15 protein-coding genes are annotated in these 18,132 nt (G+C 69.8%); 9 read left to right on the plus strand and 6 right to left on the minus strand.

The window, feature by feature from the left end:
• The first annotated feature begins 40 nt into the window (after positions 1-40).
• From ATM97_RS17780 to ATM97_RS17795, 4 genes are all read left to right on the plus strand, one after another.
• A complete protein-coding gene (locus ATM97_RS17780) occupies positions 41-1,054 on the plus strand; it encodes a TIGR03617 family F420-dependent LLM class oxidoreductase (protein WP_218719141.1) in 1,014 nt (337 codons plus the stop codon).
• Positions 1,051-1,863 (plus strand): enoyl-CoA hydratase/isomerase family protein, encoded by an 813-nt coding sequence (locus ATM97_RS17785; RefSeq protein WP_218719142.1) that lies wholly within the window; start codon positions 1,051-1,053, stop codon positions 1,861-1,863. Before ATM97_RS17780 ends, ATM97_RS17785 begins: the two co-directional genes overlap by 4 nt.
• 148 nt (positions 1,864-2,011) lie before the next feature.
• Positions 2,012-4,273, plus strand: a complete 2,262-nt coding sequence (locus ATM97_RS17790; RefSeq protein WP_218719143.1) for an acyl-CoA dehydrogenase — start codon at positions 2,012-2,014, stop codon at positions 4,271-4,273.
• Positions 4,270-5,106 carry an SMP-30/gluconolactonase/LRE family protein gene (locus ATM97_RS17795; RefSeq protein WP_218719144.1) on the plus strand — a complete coding sequence of 279 codons (837 nt, stop codon included), beginning with the start codon at positions 4,270-4,272 and terminating at the stop codon, positions 5,104-5,106. Before ATM97_RS17790 ends, ATM97_RS17795 begins: the two co-directional genes overlap by 4 nt.
• Before the next feature lie 104 nt (positions 5,107-5,210).
• Here ATM97_RS17795 and ATM97_RS17800 read toward each other — a convergent pair whose 3' ends face one another.
• The gene (locus tag ATM97_RS17800) at positions 5,211-5,813 is read right to left on the minus strand and encodes a TetR/AcrR family transcriptional regulator (RefSeq protein WP_218719145.1); all 603 of its coding nucleotides are present in this window, start codon (positions 5,811-5,813) and stop codon (positions 5,211-5,213) included.
• A gap of 135 nt (positions 5,814-5,948) precedes the next feature.
• Between ATM97_RS17800 and ATM97_RS17805 the strand changes: the two genes are divergently transcribed.
• Positions 5,949-6,800: an alpha/beta fold hydrolase gene (locus tag ATM97_RS17805; RefSeq protein ID WP_218719146.1), complete on the plus strand. Its 852-nt coding sequence runs from the start codon at positions 5,949-5,951 to the stop codon at positions 6,798-6,800.
• Positions 6,797-9,178 (plus strand): glycoside hydrolase family 3 protein, encoded by a 2,382-nt coding sequence (locus ATM97_RS17810; protein WP_218719147.1) that lies wholly within the window; start codon positions 6,797-6,799, stop codon positions 9,176-9,178. The genes ATM97_RS17805 and ATM97_RS17810 overlap by 4 nt, the downstream gene beginning before the upstream one ends.
• A 253-nt stretch (positions 9,179-9,431) precedes the next feature.
• On the opposite strand, the gene ATM97_RS17815 is transcribed toward ATM97_RS17810, so the two are convergent.
• Positions 9,432-10,445 carry a MerR family transcriptional regulator gene (locus tag ATM97_RS17815; RefSeq protein ID WP_218719148.1) on the minus strand — a complete coding sequence of 338 codons (1,014 nt, stop codon included), beginning with the start codon at positions 10,443-10,445 and terminating at the stop codon, positions 9,432-9,434.
• Complete coding sequence (locus ATM97_RS17820) at positions 10,439-11,101, minus strand: HEAT repeat domain-containing protein (RefSeq protein WP_218719149.1); 663 nt, start codon at positions 11,099-11,101, stop codon at positions 10,439-10,441. The genes ATM97_RS17815 and ATM97_RS17820 overlap by 7 nt, the downstream gene beginning before the upstream one ends.
• Before the next feature lie 250 nt (positions 11,102-11,351).
• Between ATM97_RS17820 and ATM97_RS17825 the strand changes: the two genes are divergently transcribed.
• Entirely contained in the window at positions 11,352-12,302 is a 951-nt protein-coding gene (locus tag ATM97_RS17825; RefSeq protein ID WP_218719150.1) for an ABC transporter substrate-binding protein, read from the plus strand.
• A 6-nt stretch (positions 12,303-12,308) separates the two neighbouring features.
• Here ATM97_RS17825 and ilvD read toward each other — a convergent pair whose 3' ends face one another.
• Positions 12,309-14,000, minus strand: coding sequence for a dihydroxy-acid dehydratase (gene ilvD, locus ATM97_RS17830; RefSeq protein WP_218719151.1), 1,692 nt, complete (start codon positions 13,998-14,000; stop codon positions 12,309-12,311).
• Between the two features lie 231 nt (positions 14,001-14,231).
• Here ilvD and ATM97_RS17835 point away from each other — a divergent pair, with 231 nt between their 5' ends.
• Together ATM97_RS17835 and ATM97_RS17840 are read left to right on the plus strand one after the other, a co-directional pair.
• The gene (locus tag ATM97_RS17835) at positions 14,232-14,633 is read left to right on the plus strand and encodes a hypothetical protein (protein WP_218719152.1); all 402 of its coding nucleotides are present in this window, start codon (positions 14,232-14,234) and stop codon (positions 14,631-14,633) included.
• A 316-nt stretch (positions 14,634-14,949) separates the two neighbouring features.
• The gene (locus ATM97_RS17840; RefSeq protein WP_218719153.1) at positions 14,950-15,291 is read left to right on the plus strand and encodes an LGFP repeat-containing protein; all 342 of its coding nucleotides are present in this window, start codon (positions 14,950-14,952) and stop codon (positions 15,289-15,291) included.
• 69 nt (positions 15,292-15,360) lie between these two features.
• On the opposite strand, the gene ATM97_RS17845 is transcribed toward ATM97_RS17840, so the two are convergent.
• Together ATM97_RS17845 and ATM97_RS17850 are read right to left on the minus strand one after the other, a co-directional pair.
• Positions 15,361-16,869, minus strand: coding sequence for an aldehyde dehydrogenase family protein (locus tag ATM97_RS17845; protein ID WP_218719154.1), 1,509 nt, complete (start codon positions 16,867-16,869; stop codon positions 15,361-15,363).
• A gap of 16 nt (positions 16,870-16,885) precedes the next feature.
• Entirely contained in the window at positions 16,886-18,001 is a 1,116-nt protein-coding gene (locus tag ATM97_RS17850; protein WP_218719155.1) for an NDMA-dependent alcohol dehydrogenase, read from the minus strand.
• Positions 18,002-18,132 lie beyond the last annotated feature (131 nt).

The raw sequence follows: 18,132 nt of genomic DNA on the forward strand, positions 1-18,132 counted from the left end.
TAATTATGATCGCAGTGCTTCCGCAGTTCGCGGCGGATCGATGAAGGTCGATCTCCAGTTGAACGGTCGTCCCGACGAAGCCGTCTCGCGGGCAGCCGAATTGATCGCGTGCGGCGCCGATGGTCTGTTCACCTTCGAGGGGCCCCACGACGTGTTCCTGCCGCTGACCCTGGCGGCAACCGGTGCCGAACCGGTCGACCTGATGACCAACGTCGCCATCGCCCTGCCGCGCAGCCCGATGCACCTGGCGCACACGGCCTACGACCTGCACCTGCTCAGCCGGGGCCGGTTCCGGCTGGGCCTGGGCTCGCAGACTCGCGCGCACATCGACAAGCGGTACGGCGGCCGGTGGTCCCGGCCCGCGGCGCGGATGCGCGAGGTCGTCCTGGCGGTCAAGGCCATCCTCGGTTCCTGGCAGGACGGCACCCCCTTGCGCTTCGAGGGTGAATTCACCCGGCACACCCTGATGCCGCCCACCTTCGTTCCCGGTCCCAATCCCTATGGCGTGCCCGAGATCTGCCTGGGTGCGCTCGGCCCGATCATGACCAGAACCGCGGCCGAGGTGGCCGACGGACTGCTGGTCATGCCGTTCAACAGCGCCCGCCATTTCGCCGAGCGCACCGTGCCCGCTATTCGGGAAGGACTCGCCCGCGCCGGTCGCGACGCCGCCGATCTGGCGATCTATCCCCAGGTGATCGTCGCGATGGGCCGGACCGCCGGTGAACTGGATGCCGCCGCCCTCGGCGTTCGCCGGCTGCTCGCCTTCTACGGCTCCACGCCCGCCTACCGGCCGGTCCTCGAGGTGGAGGGCTGGGGCGAGCTCCAACCCGCGCTGAACGCGCTGTCCAAGCGCGGGGAGGTCACGGCCATGACCGAACTGATCGATCACCGGATGCTGCGGACGCTCGCCGTCTACGGCACCCCCGAGGAGTGCGCCGCCGAGATCGTGGCGCGCTTCGGTGCGGTCGCCGAGCGGATCTGCTGCTATTTCCCGGGATATCCCGTCGCCGACGCACACATCCGGGACCTGGTCACCGCATTGCAGGTCGCATGAACGAGGTCGAGATCGATATCGCCGACGGTGTCGCGGTGGTGACCTTGAACCGGCCGCAACGCCGCAATGCTTTCACCGCCACGATGGGTCGCGCGCTGGGCCGGGCCTACCGCGAGCTGGACGCCGACGACACGGTCCGGGTCATCGTCCTGACCGGTACCGCCCCCGCCTTCTGCGCCGGAGCGGATCTGGGTGGCGGAGCGGCGACCTTCGACCGGCCCGACCGCGCCGCCTTTTCCGCCTCCCCGGTCGACCCGCCTGCCTTCGCCCTGCGGAAACCGGTGATCGCCGCGGTGAACGGGCACGCCATCGGCATCGGGCTGACCTTGGCGATGCAAGCCGATATCCGCCTGGTCGCTGCCGACGCCCGCTACGCCATTCCGCAGGTGCGCCTCGGTGTCGTGCCCGACGCGGTGGCGCATTGGACCGTGGCCAAGGTGGCGGGTCTGTCGGTCGCGGCCGACATCCTGTTGTCGGGGCGGACGATCGACGGCGCCGAGGCGGTGCGGCTCGGCCTCGCCACCCGCAGCCTGCCCACCGCCGATGTCCTGCCCGCCGCCCGCGCGATGGCCACCGACATGGCCACCAACGTCGCGCCGATGTCGGCGGCATTGAGCAAAAGGCTGCTGTGGGACACCGCGATCCACGGCTACGACCCCACCCGCGTCGCCGACCTCGAAACCGAACTGCACCTGCGGGTGATGGGTAGTCCCGACGCCACGGAGGGGATGCGCGCCCGGCTCGATCACCGCACGCCGGTGTGGTCTGCCCGGCTGTCGACCGACTGGCAGGACCTGCCGCGGTCGTGACCTTCCGGTCGCACTCGACAGGGCGAGCGGAGCTGCACCGGCCTGTGCTCGTCCGGTCGTAGACCCTCTTGTCCGATCCTCTCGACACCACGCGGTGCCGTCGAAATCCACACAGGCACTCGCTGTTTCAGCCCCCCAGGAGTTTCCGATGTCCCTCGCCGTAGACGCAGACCAGCAGGCACTGGCGGAATCGGTCGCCGCGTTCGCGCGCAAGATCGCCCCGCTGGCGCAGACGCGCGAGCACCTGTCCGACTATACGGCCGGGACCATGCCCGCCGAGGCATGGACGGCATTGTGCGAGCAGGGCTTACACGCGCTGCACCTGCCCGCGACCTACGGTGGCGACGACTGTGGACTGGCCACACTCACGGTCGCCGTCGAGCAACTGAGCACAACGCTGTTTCCCGGGCCCTACCTGCCGACCGTGACCGCTAGCGCGCTCGCCATGGCCGCGGCTGACGCCCAGGCCCTGCTGGCCGACTTCGGCGCGGGGATGACCGGAGCGGTCGCCACCGGCCCCGACCTGCGTGCCACTCGCGACGGCGACGGCTGGGTGGTATCGGGAACCTCCGATCCGGCCATCGGTCTGCCCGGCGCCGAACGAGTGGTGGTGCGCGCCGCCATCGACGGCGATCCGGAAGCGAGCGTGTGGTTCTGGCTCGACTCCGTTGACGTGGTCGCCTCCGGCACTACCGACCCCGTTGAGGTCCCCGCGGTTCAGCTGACTACCGCCGAAGCCGTCGACCTCACCCGATCGCTCGGGCGCGCTGCGTTCGAGGCCTACCGCGTGGATCCGGCACGGGTCCTCGGTGGCATCGACCCTGCCGTCGCGCAGCTGTGGACGACCACACTGGCCGCCGCGGAAGCGACCGGAATCTGCCGGTGGTGTCTGGACACCACCGTCGACTACGTCCGTGTCCGACACCAGTTCGGTCGTCCGATCGGCAGTTTCCAAGCGGTGCAGCACAAGACGGCGTTCATGTTGGTCCGGGCCGAGGTGACGAGCGCGGTGACCTGGGACGCGGCCCGCGCCGAGAGTCAACCGGCCGAGCAGCGACTCCTCGCCGCGGCGAGCGCCGCGCTGACCGCGCTGCCCGCCGCCATCGACCAGGCGGTCGATTGCGTGAGTCTGCTCGGCGGCATCGGATTCACCTGGGAACACGACGCCCACCTGTACTGGCGGCGCGCGATCGCCCTGGCCGCCACGGTCGGCGGTGAAGACGCGGCGGCTCGCGAGCTGGGGGAGCGGTGCCTGCGCGCCGAGCGTGACTTCGCCTTCGTCACCGCCGAGACATTGCCGGCCCTGCGCGCCACGGTCGGCGCCGTCCTCGACGAAGTCCGCACGCTACCCGACGACGAAATCGCCACGGCGGGTTGGGCTCCCGCGCGAGGAGCGGCCCGCCGGGCCCGGTTGGCCGCCGCCGGCTTGGTCGCCCCGCACTACCCGCCGCCGTACGGGCTCGGCGCAGGCCCGGCCGATCAGGCCGTGATCGCCGAGGAATTCGCGCGCCGCGACCTGACCCAGCCCGAACTCGGCATCGGCGGCTGGGTGCTGCCCACGCTGATCGAACACGGTGACGACGAGCAGCGCGCGCGGTTCGTCACCGATACCCTGCTCGGCAAGATCATCTGGTGTCAGCTGTTCTCCGAGCCGGGCGCGGGATCGGACCTGGCCGGGCTGTCCACCGGCGCACGCAAGGTGGATGGCGGATGGATGATCACCGGGCAGAAGGTGTGGAATTCCCAAGCGGTGGAGGCGGACTGGGCCGTGTGCCTGGCCCGCACCGACGCCACCGTGCCCAAGCACGCGGGCCTGACGTACTTCCTGATCCCGATGGACGCCGACGGCGTCGACGTTCGTCCGCTCCGGCAGGCCACCGGGATCTGGGAATTCAACGAGGTCTTCCTCGACGAGGTCTTCGTGCCCGACACTCAGGTGGTCGCGAACCCCGGTGACGGGTGGCGGATCGCGGTCACCACCCTGTCCAACGAACGACTCGCCATGGGCTCGGCCACCTTCGGCCACGGCTCGAGCACCCTGGTGCGCCGCCTGCTGGAATCCGGCGATCACGCAGGCACCCGCGACGACGCCGTGCGCGTGCTCGGCCGCAACACCGCGCTCGAGCTCTCGGTCGCCGCGCTGAACCTGCGCAACGCCGTGATCAGGATGAACGGCAGCGCTGTCGGCGCAGGCGCGGGCGACAGCGTCCGCAAGGTCTGGCATGCCATCGCCCAGCGCGACGCCTCCCGCGCGCTGGTCTCGGTCCTGGGCCCCCGCGCCGCCGTCGGCGCCCCCGAACAGCCCTACACCTTCGACTTCCTCGGCCTGCCTGCCATCCTCTTCGGTGGCGGCACCATCGAGATCCAGCTGGATATCATCGCCCGCCGCGTGCTGAGTCTGCCCCGATGACAGGGCGTTTCGGCGACGGACCGCTACGCGTGGAGGTCGTGGCCGACGGGCTCGGCTTCGTCGAAGGCCCGGCCGTCCTCCCGGACGGCCGGATCGCGCTGGTCTCGATGAGCCGGGGCAGCGTCTTGATCCTGGACCCCGATGGCACCGTCGCTGCCGAGCATCACACCGGCGGCGGCCCCAACGGCCTCGCCGTCGGCGCCGACGGCGCACTGTACGTCGCGCAGAACGGCGGTCGCTTCGCGGCGCGCAGCACCGCCGCACCGGGCATCCAGGTCATCCGCGACGGCCGCGTCGACTACGCATTCCGTGGCCTGGAATCACCGAACGACCTGGTCTTCGGACCCGACGGCCGACTGTGGGTCACCGACTCCCGCGCCGACGCCGACTTCCGGCGCCCGGAATCCATATCCCCGGGCCAGGTCTGGGCCATCGACCTCGACACCGGGCGACCCGAGCTGATGGCGCAAGGCCCGATCTTCGTCAACGGTATCGGCATCAGCCCCGACCATCACACCCTCTACGTCACCGAAACAGTGCACGCCCACATCACCGCGTACCCCCTCGTCGCAGGCGCCCTCGAACACGCCCGCATCCTCGCCACCCTCCCGGCCGCGCATCCCGACGGACTCGCCGTAGACCCCACCGGTCGCCTCTGGATCGCCACCACCACCGCAGACCGCATCGACGTCCTCACCCCCGAAGGCCTCCCCCTGACCCAGCACCCCCTCCCACCACGCAGCATGCCGACCAATGCCTGCCTAGGCCCCGGCCCGGCACTGTTCGTCACCGCCGCGGGCACCGGCAGCCTGCTCCGACTCACCCCCGAGTGACGCCGGGACGGGCGTTCATCTGATCGATCAGCGAGTCCGATCATCCCCGCCGCGGGCCCGGGAGCGCGCGTTTTCGTGGTGGATTGTCCTGTGGGGCAACAGGATCAGCTCGAGAGCTGGGTGGTCAGGTCGTCGATGTAGGTGCGGAACAGGGATGCCATGTCGACGCGTTCGGGGTCGAGGAGCCATTGCAGTTGCAGGCCGTCCATCATGGCCGAGATCTGGCGGGCTACGGCGGGGGCGTCGATGTCGGGGCGGAAGGTTCCGTCGGTGACGCCGCCTGCGAGGGCCTCGGCCAGGTAGGTTTCCAGGATTCGGTAGCGCTCGACGACCCAGGCACGGGCGGGGTGGTCGCTGGTGACCGCCTCGCTGGTGACGACGGTGAAGAGCTGGACCAGGCCGGGGACGTGCATGTTGTGCTCGACCAGGCGGACCAGCTGTTGCAGGGCGTCCGTGCCGCGCAGTTGCCGGTTCATGCCGAGGCGGTCGTAGTCGAGGCGATCGCGGTAGTCCAGGACCGCGGCGAGGAGCGCCGCCTTGGTCGGGAAGTAGTGCAGCAGGCCGGTTTGGGACAGTCCGCAGCGCGTGGCGATCTCGGCGAGCGAGGAGTGGTGATAGCCGTTCGCGGCGAAGCTGTGCAGCGCCTGGTCGATGATCTGCTCGCGGCGGTCCTCGCCCCGTCTCCGGCGTTGGGGATGCGGCGTCATGAGCAGCGACAGTAGTCCGAACGGCGGGACCTGCAAACCGGAAGATAACGAACAAGTCACAGTACCGAGTGACCACTCGGGAACCTGGCACACTCGTGGCTGCCGGACTGGAATTCTGCGAGGGAAGGACCGCCGATGACTCGGAGCACCGAGGCAGTGATCGAATCGATCACGCTGCGGGGTGGCGCGGGTGCGCTCGCCGGATGGGAGATCACCCCGCCCTCCGGAACACCGGAACTCGGCACCGTGGTGCTGGTGCCGGGCTTCACCGGCTCCAAGGAAGACTTCGAAGCGATGCTCCCGCTGCTCGCGGCGGCCGGATATCGCGCGGTCGCCTACGACCAGCGCGGCCAATGGCAGTCGGAGGGACCCGACGACATCGCCGGCTACGCCATGGCCGATTTCTGCGGTGACCTGCACGGTGTCGTCGATCAGGTGTCGCCGCGGGCGCCCGTGCATCTGGTCGGGCACTCCTTCGGCGGCTATGTCTCCCGCGTCGCGGTGGTCGAGACACCCGCGCGGTTCCGTAGCCTCACCCTGCTGGCGTCGGGGCCGTCATCCGTCGAGGACATCAAGTTCCCGCCTCCGCAGATGGTGGCGCAGGTGGTGGAGACGGCAGGCCAGGAATTCCTGTGGCAGCAGATGAGCGATGCCATGGCCGCCGCCGGTCGGACGCCCTCACCCGAGCGCGCCGAGTTCCTGCGCAACCGGCTCGTGCGGACCGAGAAGGCGAACATCCTCGGCATTCTGAAATGCATGCAGACCCCGCCGCCGGTCGATCCCGCCGCGCTGCGCGATGCCGGAGTGCCGCTGCTGGTCGCCTACGGCGACACCAACGACCTGTGGGACCCCGAGGTCCATGAGAACTTCGCTCGGCAGCTGCGGGCCAGGACCGCGGTGTACCCGGGCATCGGCCACGTGCCGAACGAAGACGTCCCCGCACAGGTCACAGCCGACCTGGTGAACTTCTGGAGGGAACTGGCATGACCGACGACATCGACGACCTGCTGGACAAACTGGATCTGGCGGCCAAGATCCGGCTCATCTCCGGATCCGGTGTCTTCCGCTTCGCGGGCGAGGAGAGCATCGGCCTGGCCGAGATGCCCGTGTCCGACGGTCCCTCCGGGGTGCGCGGCGAGACCTGGGACGAGCGCGACCCCTCGATCAGCCTGCCGTCCGGCTCGGCACTGGCCGCCACCTGGGATCGTGAGTTGCTGGCCGAGATCGGCGGGCTCGTCGCCGCCGAAGCGCGGCGCAAGAATGTGTACGCGGTGCTCGGCCCGACCGTCAACCTGCACCGGAGTCCGCTCGGCGGACGGCATTTCGAGTGCTTCTCCGAGGACCCGGTGCTCACCGGTGAGATGGCCGTGGCCTACGTGTCCGGCGTGCAGGCGCACGGCGTCAGCGCCTGCCCGAAGCACTACGTGGCCAACGACTCCGAGACCGAGCGCTTCACCGCCGACGCGATCGTCGACGATCGCACCCTGCGGGAGCTGTATCTGTACCCGTTCGAGCGGGCGGTGGCGGCGGGCGCGTGGATGATCATGAACGCCTACAACTCGGTCAACGGCGTCACCATGACCGAGAATCCGCTGCTGGACGAGCCGTTGAAGGGCGAATGGGGTTTCGACGGCGTGGTGGTCTCGGACTGGACCGCCGTGCGCTCCACCGCGGGCGCGGCCAAGGGCACCGACGTCGCCATGCCCGGACCGTGGGAACTCTGGGGGGCGCCGCTGGTCGAGGCCGTCCGCGCGGGTGCGGTATCCGAGGCGGCGATCGACGAGAAGGTCCGCCGCATACTGCGATTCGCGCAGCGTGTGGGCGCGCTGAACGGAACGCCGCAGCAGCCACCGGCTTTCACCGAGGCGGCCGCGCGCCGGTTGGTACGTGATGCCGCCGCCAAGGCGATGGTGCTGGCCGCCAACGACGGGGTGCTGCCGCTGGGCGAGCCCGCCCAGGTCGCCCTGCTGGGCGCGGCGGCCGCCCAGCCGCGCCTCGGCGGCGGCGGTAGCTCGACAGTTGTTCCGTCGCACACCAGGTCGCCGTTGCAGGGCCTGCGCGAGGTGCTGCCGGTGGCGCACACACCGGGCGTCCACCTCGACGAGAACATGATCGCGGTGCCGCTGGACATCGTCACCGATCCCGAGACCGGCACCGCGGGCGTGCACCTGCGCTTCCTCGACGGCGAGACCGTCCTGCACTCCGAGCACCGCACCGCGGGCAATCTCATGCTCTTCGGTACGCCGTTCGCCCTGCAGGCCACCTCCGTCGAGGTCCGTGGTCGCCTACGCGCCGATGCGGCGGGGGAGTGGCGAATCGGCTACGCGGGCGTGGGCACACTGCGCCTCGAGCTCGACGGTGAGACGGTGCTCAGCGAGACCGTCTTCCCCGAAGGCGGCGATCCGGTCGAGATGTTGCTGAATCCGCCGCAGCGCTGGGTCACTAGGACTCTCGCCGAGGGCGACGAGGTCGATGTGCGGATCGAGCTGGTTCCCGCTCTCGACAAGGGCCTGCCCGCGATGGGCCTCACCTTCGGCATCGGCCGCCCGCGCCGCTCCGCCGACGAAGAGTTCGCCGCCGCGGTGGAATTGGCGCGGACCTCCGAGGTCGCCGTGGTCGTGGTCGGTACCACCGAGGCGATCGAATCCGAGGGCTACGACCGCACGGACCTGTCGCTGCCGGGCCGCCAGAACGACCTGGTGGCGGCGGTGGCCGCGGTGAATCCGCGAACGATCGTGGTGGTGAACGCCGGCGCGCCGGTCGAAATGCCGTGGCGCGACGACGTGGCGGCCGTGATCCTGGCCTGGTTCCCGGGCCAGGAATTCGGCGATGCGCTCGCCGATGTGCTCACCGGCGTGACCGAACCCGGTGGCCGGCTGCCCACCACCTGGCCCAAGGCGATGGCCGACGTGCCGGTTTCGGATACCACGCCGGCCGCCGACAACACCCTGCCCTACCCCGAGGGCATCCACATCGGCTACCGCGCCTGGCTGAAATCCGGTGTGGCTCCGGCCTACCCGTTCGGTCACGGTCTCGGCTACACCAACTGGGAGCTCGTCGACCTGACCGTGCAGGGGCACACCGCCACCGTCACCGTCCGCAATATCGGTGCGCGGTCGGGCCGCCAGGTGGTGCAGGCCTACCTGTCCCGCGAGGACAGCGCCGTCGACCGCCCGGTGCGCTGGCTCGCGGGCTTCGTCGCGGTGGAGGCCGAGGCGGGCGAAACCGTCACCGCCACCATCGAATTGCCGCAGCGCTCCTTCGAGCACTGGACCGACCAGGGGTGGACCGTCGAACCGGGCGCGTTCACCCTGCATGTCGGCACCTCGGTCGCCGCTGTCCCGCTCACCGCGGAAATCAGCTGATCCGGCGCTCGTCTCCGAGCCGGAAGCAGGCGACCGAGGTGTAGTTCGCCGTCGACGTGGAGCCGCTCGATACCGAGGTCGCGTGGGTCACCGATGGGAGTGACGACCAGGCTGGTTCCGATGCGCCGCGCCGTTCGAGCCGCTCCGTCCACGGGTCAGCACGTGACCACCGCCGAATGCGTCGGTGTGGAATCGCGAGAGCACCTCATCGCGAGAGGGAACCGGATGCGGCGATCCGCGACGCCCGCCGACCTCAGCTCGTGGTCCGGGCGGCGACCAGTGCGGTGCAGGCGGTGGCGACGAGGGCGACGGAGTGATCGGCGTCCTCGCTGAGCGATCGCAGGGTCGCCAGTGCGTGGGTCCCGGGCAACTCGACCAAGGCCTGGACGAGCCGGATCCGGATGGCGGCATCGTCGGCGTGCGCGGTCAGCGCGTGGGTCAGCGCACCCAGCACGCGATCGGCGGATCCCGGATCCTGGGCGAGCGCGCCGAGGACCTCACCCGCCTCGACATCATTGGCGCCCGCGATCACCATGGCCACCAGGATCGGTTCGGCCGCGCTCACCCCGCGGCTGCCGGCGGCCAGGGCGGCGGGGCCGCGGACGGCGGGGTCCGGGTCGTCGAGCGCGGAAGTGAGCAGTTCGGTCGCGGCCTCGCCGGGAATCTCGGCCACCGCCAGTACGGCCCGCCGCCGGACCTCGACGTCGACGGCGGCCAGCCCCGGTGCGAGTGCGGCCAGGCCGTCGGCGCCGGCCCGCGACAGCGCCCAGCGCAGCGCGCCGGCCATATTGGGCTCGGCCTCGCCGAGCACCGCCGTGGCCAGCAGCTCGGTCGGTACCGGCTCGTTCTCGGCGGGGTTCAGCACCGCCTGCAGGCGGCGCGGCGCGTCCGCCGAACCGAGCGTGCGCACCAGCTCGACGATGCGCAGCACATCGCGCCAGTCGCCGGGTTCGGCGTCCTCGACGGCGCGCAACCGCGCCAGCAGCTCGCGCTCGCGCACGAGCCGTTCCTCGGTGCGTTGGATGAGACCGGCGACCAGGGCCTGCGGGGTGAACGACCGATCGGCCAGCACCCGGGCGATCTCGCGCAGGGAGAGTCCCAGCGACCGCAGGCTCTCGACATGAAAGATGCGCCGGATATCGGCATCGGAGTACTCGCGATAGCCGCCGACGGTGCGCCCGGTGGGGGACACCAGCCCCAACGAGTCGTAGTGGCGCAGCATCCGGGTGCTGACACCCGAACGCCGCGCCACCTCACCGATCAGCACGGGGCACCGTCGAGCGCCGCGACCCGCTTCGCCGCGTCGACATCGAGATCGAAGGCGGCGTCCGGATCGTGCAGCAGCTGCTCGGTGGCCGCGGCGTGCGCCCGCACCCGGGGGTCGGCACTGCGCGACGCCCGGTCGAGCACCGGGACGATCGCCTCGCCCAGCGTCGTCAGCGCCCGGCTGAGGCTGCGCCGAACCTCCCGATCACCGCGTCCGAACTGGGTGGCGAGTGCGACGGCCAATGCCTCGTGTTCGGCCTGCGGCGCGAGTACCACCGCGGCCCGCCAGGCACTGCGCGCCACCTCGTCGTCGGGATCGCGCAGCAGCGCCGGGGTGATCGCCGGCCAGGCGGCCGGATCCCCGATCTTGGACAGCGTGTGCAGCGCCTGGCTGCGAGCCTGAGCGTGGTCGGAGTCCAGCTCGGCGCGCAGCCGGGGCACGGTCAGCTCCGCGGGGAGCCGCGTCAGCGCCCAGGTCAGCATGTCGCGCACGAAGAAGTCCGGCTCCACGGCGCAACGGTCGATCAGCACGCCGAGCAGCGCCGGGCCGGGGTGGGTGCCCGCGGCCAGCGCCGCCTGTAGTCGGGTCGACGCGGTCGGCGCGTTCAGTGCGGCGAGCAGCCGCGGGTCCACGGAATGTTCTGGTGTCCAGGTCATGGGAACCACCTCCTGCGTCCAGTGAAGACGTTGTCACTGTGTCAGGGTCAAGCGCTCGCGACCTCGTCGCCGCTCCGTCACCGTGTGCTCCGCTCTGCCGGTAGCGACTCTAGATAAGGTTTGCCTTGCCTTATTTTGTGTGGTCTAGTGGTGGCGAACCAGGAGCCACGTGTGGAGGAGGATCGTCATCGCGAACGAGAATCGGCACGACCGCGTGCTGAGTCGCCGACGGTTGTTCGCGGTGGCGAGGATGGCGGGAGTGAGTGCGGGCCTGGTGGCGTGCGGCGGGGGACCGGACGACGCGCCCGACAGTGCGGGGGACTGGGAGTTTCCCGATGGCCGCGGCGGCACCGTTCGCTCGGGTGCGACGCCGAGCCGGGTGGTCGCGTTCACCGGCTCCGCCGGCGCCCTGGTCGATTACGGGGTGCGCGGGCGCATCGTGGGTGTCTTCGGTGAGGCACACGCGCCGCACCTGCGCGGCGACCTCGACCCCGCCTCGGTGGCTGTCGTCGGGGACGCGTGGGGCGAGTTCGACATCGAGAAGTACGCGACCCTCGAGCCCGACCTGCTCGTCACCGATTCCTATGTGCCGGGCCGGCTCTGGTACGTCCCGGACGAGAACCTGACCAAGATCGAGTCCGCGAACCCGACTGTCGTCGCCATGGAGGTCTCCGGCCGGAGCCTGCCCGAGATCATCGCGCGGTACCGGGCGCTGGCCGAGGCGCTCGGCGCCGATACCGCCGCTCCCGCGGTGACCGCCGCGCAGCAGCGCTTCCTGGCCGCGTCGCAGGCGGTGCGGGACGCGTCGGCAGCGCGCCCCGGGGTGCGGGTACTCGCCGCCTCGGCGTCTCCGGAGCTGTTCTACGTCTCCGATCCGCGCGCCTCGGCGGATCTGCGGTACTTCACCGAGCTCGGCGTGGAATTCGTTGTGCCCGAACGGGTGGACGCGGGCGGCTACTTCCAGTCGCTGAGCTGGGAGACGGCCGACCGGTACGCGGCGGATGTGATCCTGCTCGACGACCGGTCAACGGGCCTGCAGCCGAACGCGCTCGCCGACCGGCCGGTGTGGCGGAGCCTGCCCGCGGTGGCGGCCGGACAGGTCGCGTCGTGGTCGCCGATCTTCCGGTTCTCCCCCGCGGCCACCGCGCCGCTGCTGGAACGGCTGGCGGCCACGATCCGGGATGCGCGGACGGTGCGCTGAGCCGGGTCAGCCCGTGACGGCGCCGTGGGCGGCGGAGCTGACGAGTTTGCGGTATTTGGCCAGGACGCCGGAGGTGTACTTGGGCGGCAGTGGCTCCCAGCCGATCTTGCGCGCGGTCAGTTCGTCGTCGTCGATCTCGACGTCGAGGATGTGGTTGGCGACATCGAGGACGATCGGGTCGCCGTCGCGGACGAAGGCGATCGGGCCGCCGTCGACGGCTTCGGGCGCGACGTGGCCCACGCACAATCCGGTGGTGCCGCCGGAGAAGCGGCCGTCGGTGAGCAGCAGGACGTCCTTGCCCAGGCCCGCGCCCTTGATGGCGCCGGTGATGGCGAGCATCTCGCGCATACCCGGTCCGCCCTTGGGACCCTCGTAGCGGATGACGACCACGTCACCGGCGACGATCGTGCCGTTCTCGAGCGCGTCCATGGCGGCGCGTTCCCCGTCGAAGACGCGCGCCGTGCCACGGAAGACGTCGGAGTCGAAGCCCGCGCTCTTGACGACGGCGCCCTCGGGGGCGAGGGAACCGTGCAGGATGGTGAGTCCGCCGGTCCGATGGATCGGCCGATCCAGGCGCCGGATGACGTCACCGTCGAGGCCGAGCTCGATCGAGGCCAGGTTCTCGGCCATGGTCTTGCCGGTCACGGTCATGACGTCGCCGTGCAGCAGGCCCGCGTCCAGCAGCGCTTTCAGCACCACCGGGATGCCGCCGACCTTGTCGACATCGTTCATGACGTAGCGGCCGAACGGCTTGAGATCGCCCAGGTGCGGCACCTTCTCGCCGACGCGGTTGAAGTCGGCGAGGGTGAGGCCGACGCCGGCCTCGCGGGCGATGGCCAGCAGATGCAGCACGGCGTTGGTGGACCCGCCGAGCGCCATGACGATGGTGATCGCGTTCTCGAACGCCTCCATCGTCATGATGTCGCGGGCGGTGATTCCCCGGCGCAGCAGCTCGACGACGGCCTCGCCGGATTTGCGGGCGTACTCGTCACGGCGACGATCGGGGGCGGGCGGCGCGGCCGAGCCCGGCAGGCTCATCCCGAGCGCCTCGGCCACCGAGGCCATGGTGTTGGCCGTGTACATGCCGCCGCAGGCACCTTCACCCGGGCAGATCGCCCGCTCGATGCGATCGACCTCCTCGCGGGTGATCAGACCCTTGATGCACGCGCCGACGGCCTCGAACGCGTCGATGATCGTGACGTCGCGGCCGTCGACATTGCCCGGCAGGGTCGATCCGGCGTAGAGGAACACGCTCGCCAGGTCCAGCCGGGCGGCCGCCATCAGCATGCCCGGCAGGCTCTTGTCGCACCCGGCGAGCAGCACCGAGCCGTCGAGGCGTTCGGCCATCATCACGGTCTCGACCGAGTCGGCGATGATCTCGCGGCTGACCAGCGAGAAATGCATGCCCTCGTGGCCCATGGAGATACCGTCGGACACCGAGATCGTGCCGAACTCGAGCGGGTAGCCGCCGCCGGCGTGGACGCCCTCCTTGACCGCTTTCGCGAGCCGGTCGAGCGACAGATTGCAGGGGGTGATCTCGTTCCAGCTCGAAGCCACCCCGATCTGCGGTTTGGCCCAGTCCTCGTCACCCATCCCGACGGCGCGCAGCATGCCGCGCGCTGCAGTCTTCTCGAGTCCGTCGGTGACATCGCGTGAACGGGGCTTGATGTCGATCGACCGGTCGGTGTCGTCTGCCATGACCCGAGTGTAGGACCCGCGCGGTCCGAAGCTGATCAGCCTGCGGCCAACACTTGGGCGCTCGTCGTGCCGGCCCGGACGCACCAGGCAGTCGGTCGCCGCTGCGCCGCAACGACAACGCAAGTGCCGCACTGTGATTCAATGTTCGGTTCGCCCGGGCAGTGCCTCGTGCGGACTGTTGCCGACGGGAGCGTTCCGTCGGCGCATCGTTTCGCGAAAGGACAGCTTGACATGACACGGTCTGCCCTCCGTCACACCATCGCGATGATCGGAGCGGGCGGCGCCCTCGCCGGCGCCGTCGTCGCGGGCAGTGGGGTGGCGAACGCCGCCGAAGTCCCTGCCTACGGCAACGTCCGCTACGTCTTCTGCTCGGACGCGCAGACAGGCAACGAGATCACCTACTACGACTCGCTCGGCAAGCGCGACGAGGTCGTGACACTGACCGACCCGATGGAGGGTGACCGGTGGTGTCGCACCGTCGACGTGCGGTTCCCCAAGGAATCCTTCACCTGGGCGGCGATCTCGCACTCCGAGGCGCACTACGCGTACGCCGCGATCTACGTCGACGGCAAGCTGGTGGCCCGCGACGAGGACCGCTCGAGCTTCGGGTACGTGGCCGCCCAGGCCATGTGACCCGTCGACTGTTCGTCCGGACGGATTGAGGACATCTTCACATCGGGTGCGTTCGCGGCGTGTCGAGGTGTGGAGTCGCGGCGACTGGGTATGGATTACGGCGGGAAAGCGCTGGCTCGGAGGCCGATCGACCCTATCGATGCTGGTCGGTAGCTGATGGCCCTTCAAACATCCGATCTCGAACGTGGTCTGTCGCTGAGAATTGCGTGTGTACAGCTGATCTGGCGCAATACGAGTCTCTGTACGGTGCGGTCGCTATGCGATAGCGTCGCCGCTGGCAATCGCCAGTTGGTATCCGTACGAAAGGGTTTGTGGGATGGCATTCGAAGTCAAGGGCACGATCGGCGACCACTACAACGAAGCGGGCGGCGCGTCGAGCCCGCTGGGCGAACCGATCTCGGAGGAACTCGACGCCGCGAACGGTGGCAAGTACCAGGAGTTCACCGGCGGTGTCATCTACTTCAACCTGGCGACGGGAACCAAGACCGTCTACGGCGCGATCCGGCAGGCGTGGGAGGCAGAGGGCGGCGCAGGGGGCCGCCTCGGCTACCCGACCTCCGACGAGCAGGACATCGAGGGCGGCAAGATCAGCTACTTCGAGAACGGGTCGATCAGCTACTCGATCGCCGACGACGCGGTGACCGTCAACGCGAACTGACGCGAGCGCGGTAGCCACGGTGGGCGCCGATCTGCGAGGCGGTGCCCACCGTGGCCGGGTCGGGGACGGTCAGCCGAGGAAGGTGTTGACCGACTTCTGCTCGGTATAGGCCTCGATCGCCGCGGTACCCAGTTCACGGCCCCAGCCGGACTGCTTGTAGCCGCCGAACGGCAGTGCGGCGTCGAAAGCGTTGTGCGCGTTGATCCATACCGTGCCCGCCTTGATCTGGCGAGCGGTGCGATGGGCCTTGGACACGTCCTGGGTCCACACCGAGGCGGCCAACCCGTAGGGGGTGTCGTTGGCCGCTGCGGCCACGCCCTGCTCGGCGTTGAACGGGGTCGCCACCACGACCGGGCCGAAGATCTCCTCGCGGTACACGCTGAACGAGGACTCGACGTCGACGAACACCGTCGGTTCGACGAAGTAGCCGCTCTCGCCGTGGCGGCGCCCGCCCGTCAGTGCTCGCGCACCCGCCCGCAATCCGGCATCGACATAGCCCAGGACCCGGTCGAGCTGGGTCTGCGAGACCAGGGGGCCGACCTCGGTGGCCGGGTCGAGCCCCGAGCCGATCTTGCTGGCCGCGGCGACCTCGGCGACGCCCCGGGTGAACTCGTCGAAGATCTTGTCCTCCACCAGCAATCGGGTGCCGCTGGTGCAGGTCTGGCCCTGGTTGAACAGGAATCCCGACGCCGTACCGGGGATCGCCAGGTCCAGATCGGCGTCGGCGAAGACGACCTGGGGACTCTTGCCGCCGAGCTCGAGGCTGACCTTCTTCAGATTGCCCTTGGCGGCGTCGACGATGAGCTTGCCCACCTCGGTGGAACCGGTGAAAGCGATCTTGTCGACATCGTCGTGGGCGGCCAGCGCGGCCCCGGCGTCGCCGTAGCCGGTGACGACATTGAGCACGCCGTCGGGCAGACCGACCTCGGCCAGGATCTCGGCCAGCCGCAGGGCGGTGAGCGGGGTGTCCTCGGCGGGCTTGAGCACGACGGTGTTGCCGGTCGCCAGCGCGACGGGAATCTTGAACGCGGCCATCAGCAGCGGGAAGTTCCACGGGACGATGGCTCCGCACACGCCGATCGGTTCGCGCAGGGTGTAGGCGTGCCACTGGGTGCCGGGTGCCCACGGCACCGACACCGGAATGGTGCGGCCTTCGATCTTGGTGGCCCAGCCGGCGTAGTACTGGAAGAGCTCGGCGACCCAGGTGATGTCGACGGCCTGGGCGACGCCGGCGGACTTGCCGTTGTCGAGCGATTCCAGCTGCGCCAATTCCTCGGCATGGGCGTAGATCGCCTCGCCCGCGCGGAACAGCAGACGCTGGCGCTGGGCCGGGGTCCACAGCGACCACTCGCCTTCGAAGGCGACGCGTGCCGCGCGCACCGCGCGGTCGACATCGACGGCCTCGGCGTGGGCGACCTCGGTCAGCACCTGGCCGGTGGCCGGGTCGCGGGTCTGGAAGGTCCGGCCCGAGGCCGCGTCGACCCACCGGCCGCCGATGAACAGTTGCTTGGGCGTGGACAGCCAGGCGCGGACCTGCGGCAGCACCGCGGTGGTGGTGGGTTCGAGTACTTCGGTCATCGTCGTGCCTTTCGGATCAGGAGTGGTCGTGCACGAGCACGCCGCGGATGTTCTGGCCGTTGAGCAGGTCGTCGTAGCCCTGATTGACCTGATCGAGGGTGTAGGTGCGGGTGATGAGCTCGTCGAGCTTCAGATCGCCGCTCTGGTAGAGACCGAGGATCTTGGGGATGTCGACGGTCGGGTTGCAGTCGCCGAAGAGGCTGCCGCGCAGTTCCTTCCGGAACAGCGTCATGATCGAACCGGGGAGCTGGATGTTGATCTCGTCGAGCTTGTTGAGCCCGGTCAGCACGACCTTGCCGCCCTTGCCGACAGCGTCGAAGCCGGCGCTGACGATCTCGGCGGTCATCAGGTCCGGGATCAGGATCGCGGCGTCGGCGCCTTGGCCGCGGGTCAGGTCGTTGATCGTGGCCAGGGCGTCACCGGCGTCGGCGAACGCGTGCGTGGCACCGAGTTCGAGGGCGCGTTCGCGTTTGTTGTGCAGCGGGTCGACCGCGACGACATAGCGCGCGCCGGCGAAGCGCGCGCCCTGCACCGCGTTGATGCCGAGCCCGCCGATGCCGAAGACGACCACCACGTCACCGGGTTTCACCTCGGCGGTGTTGACCGCCGAACCCCACCCGCTGGGGACACCGCAACCCACCAGCACCGCCTTGTCCAGCGGCAGGTCGTCGTCGACCTTGACGCAGGAGTTCTGGTGGATCACCCCGTACTGGCTGAACGTGCCGAGCATGCACATCGCGCCGTAGTCACCGGCCGGTCCCCGCAGCGGGAAACGACCACCGGGCAGATAGCCCTCGAGGATCGTGGCGCCCATGTCGCAGATGGACTGCTGACCGTTGGAGCAGTAGCGACAGGTGCCGCAGTTCGGGATGAACGAGCACACCACGTGATCGCCGGGCGCCACCCGGGTGACGCCGGGCCCGACCTCCTCGATGATGCCCGCGCCCTCGTGGCCGAGCACCATCGGCAGCCGCGCCTCCAGGTCACCGTGGGCGATGTGGACATCGGAATGGCACAGCCCGCCGTAGAGGTACCGGATGAGTACCTCTCCCTCGCGCGGCTTGTCGAGTTCGAGCTCTTCGATCTCGATCGGTTTGCCTGGCTGGTAGACGACCGCGGCCTTGGTCTTCATGGCGGGTTCTCCTGATCCTCGTCGATGCGTCCCGTCCGGAGCGACGCCGAACCACAGTCGCAACGGTGGGCTGACGCGACTGTTCAGAAACTGGACAATCGTGACCCCGGTCACCATTGCTACGGTGAGTG

Origin of the sequence: Nocardia sp. MH4, assembly GCF_019266065.1 — a bacterium.
Classification (GTDB): Bacteria; Actinomycetota; Actinomycetes; order Mycobacteriales; family Mycobacteriaceae; genus Nocardia; species Nocardia canadensis.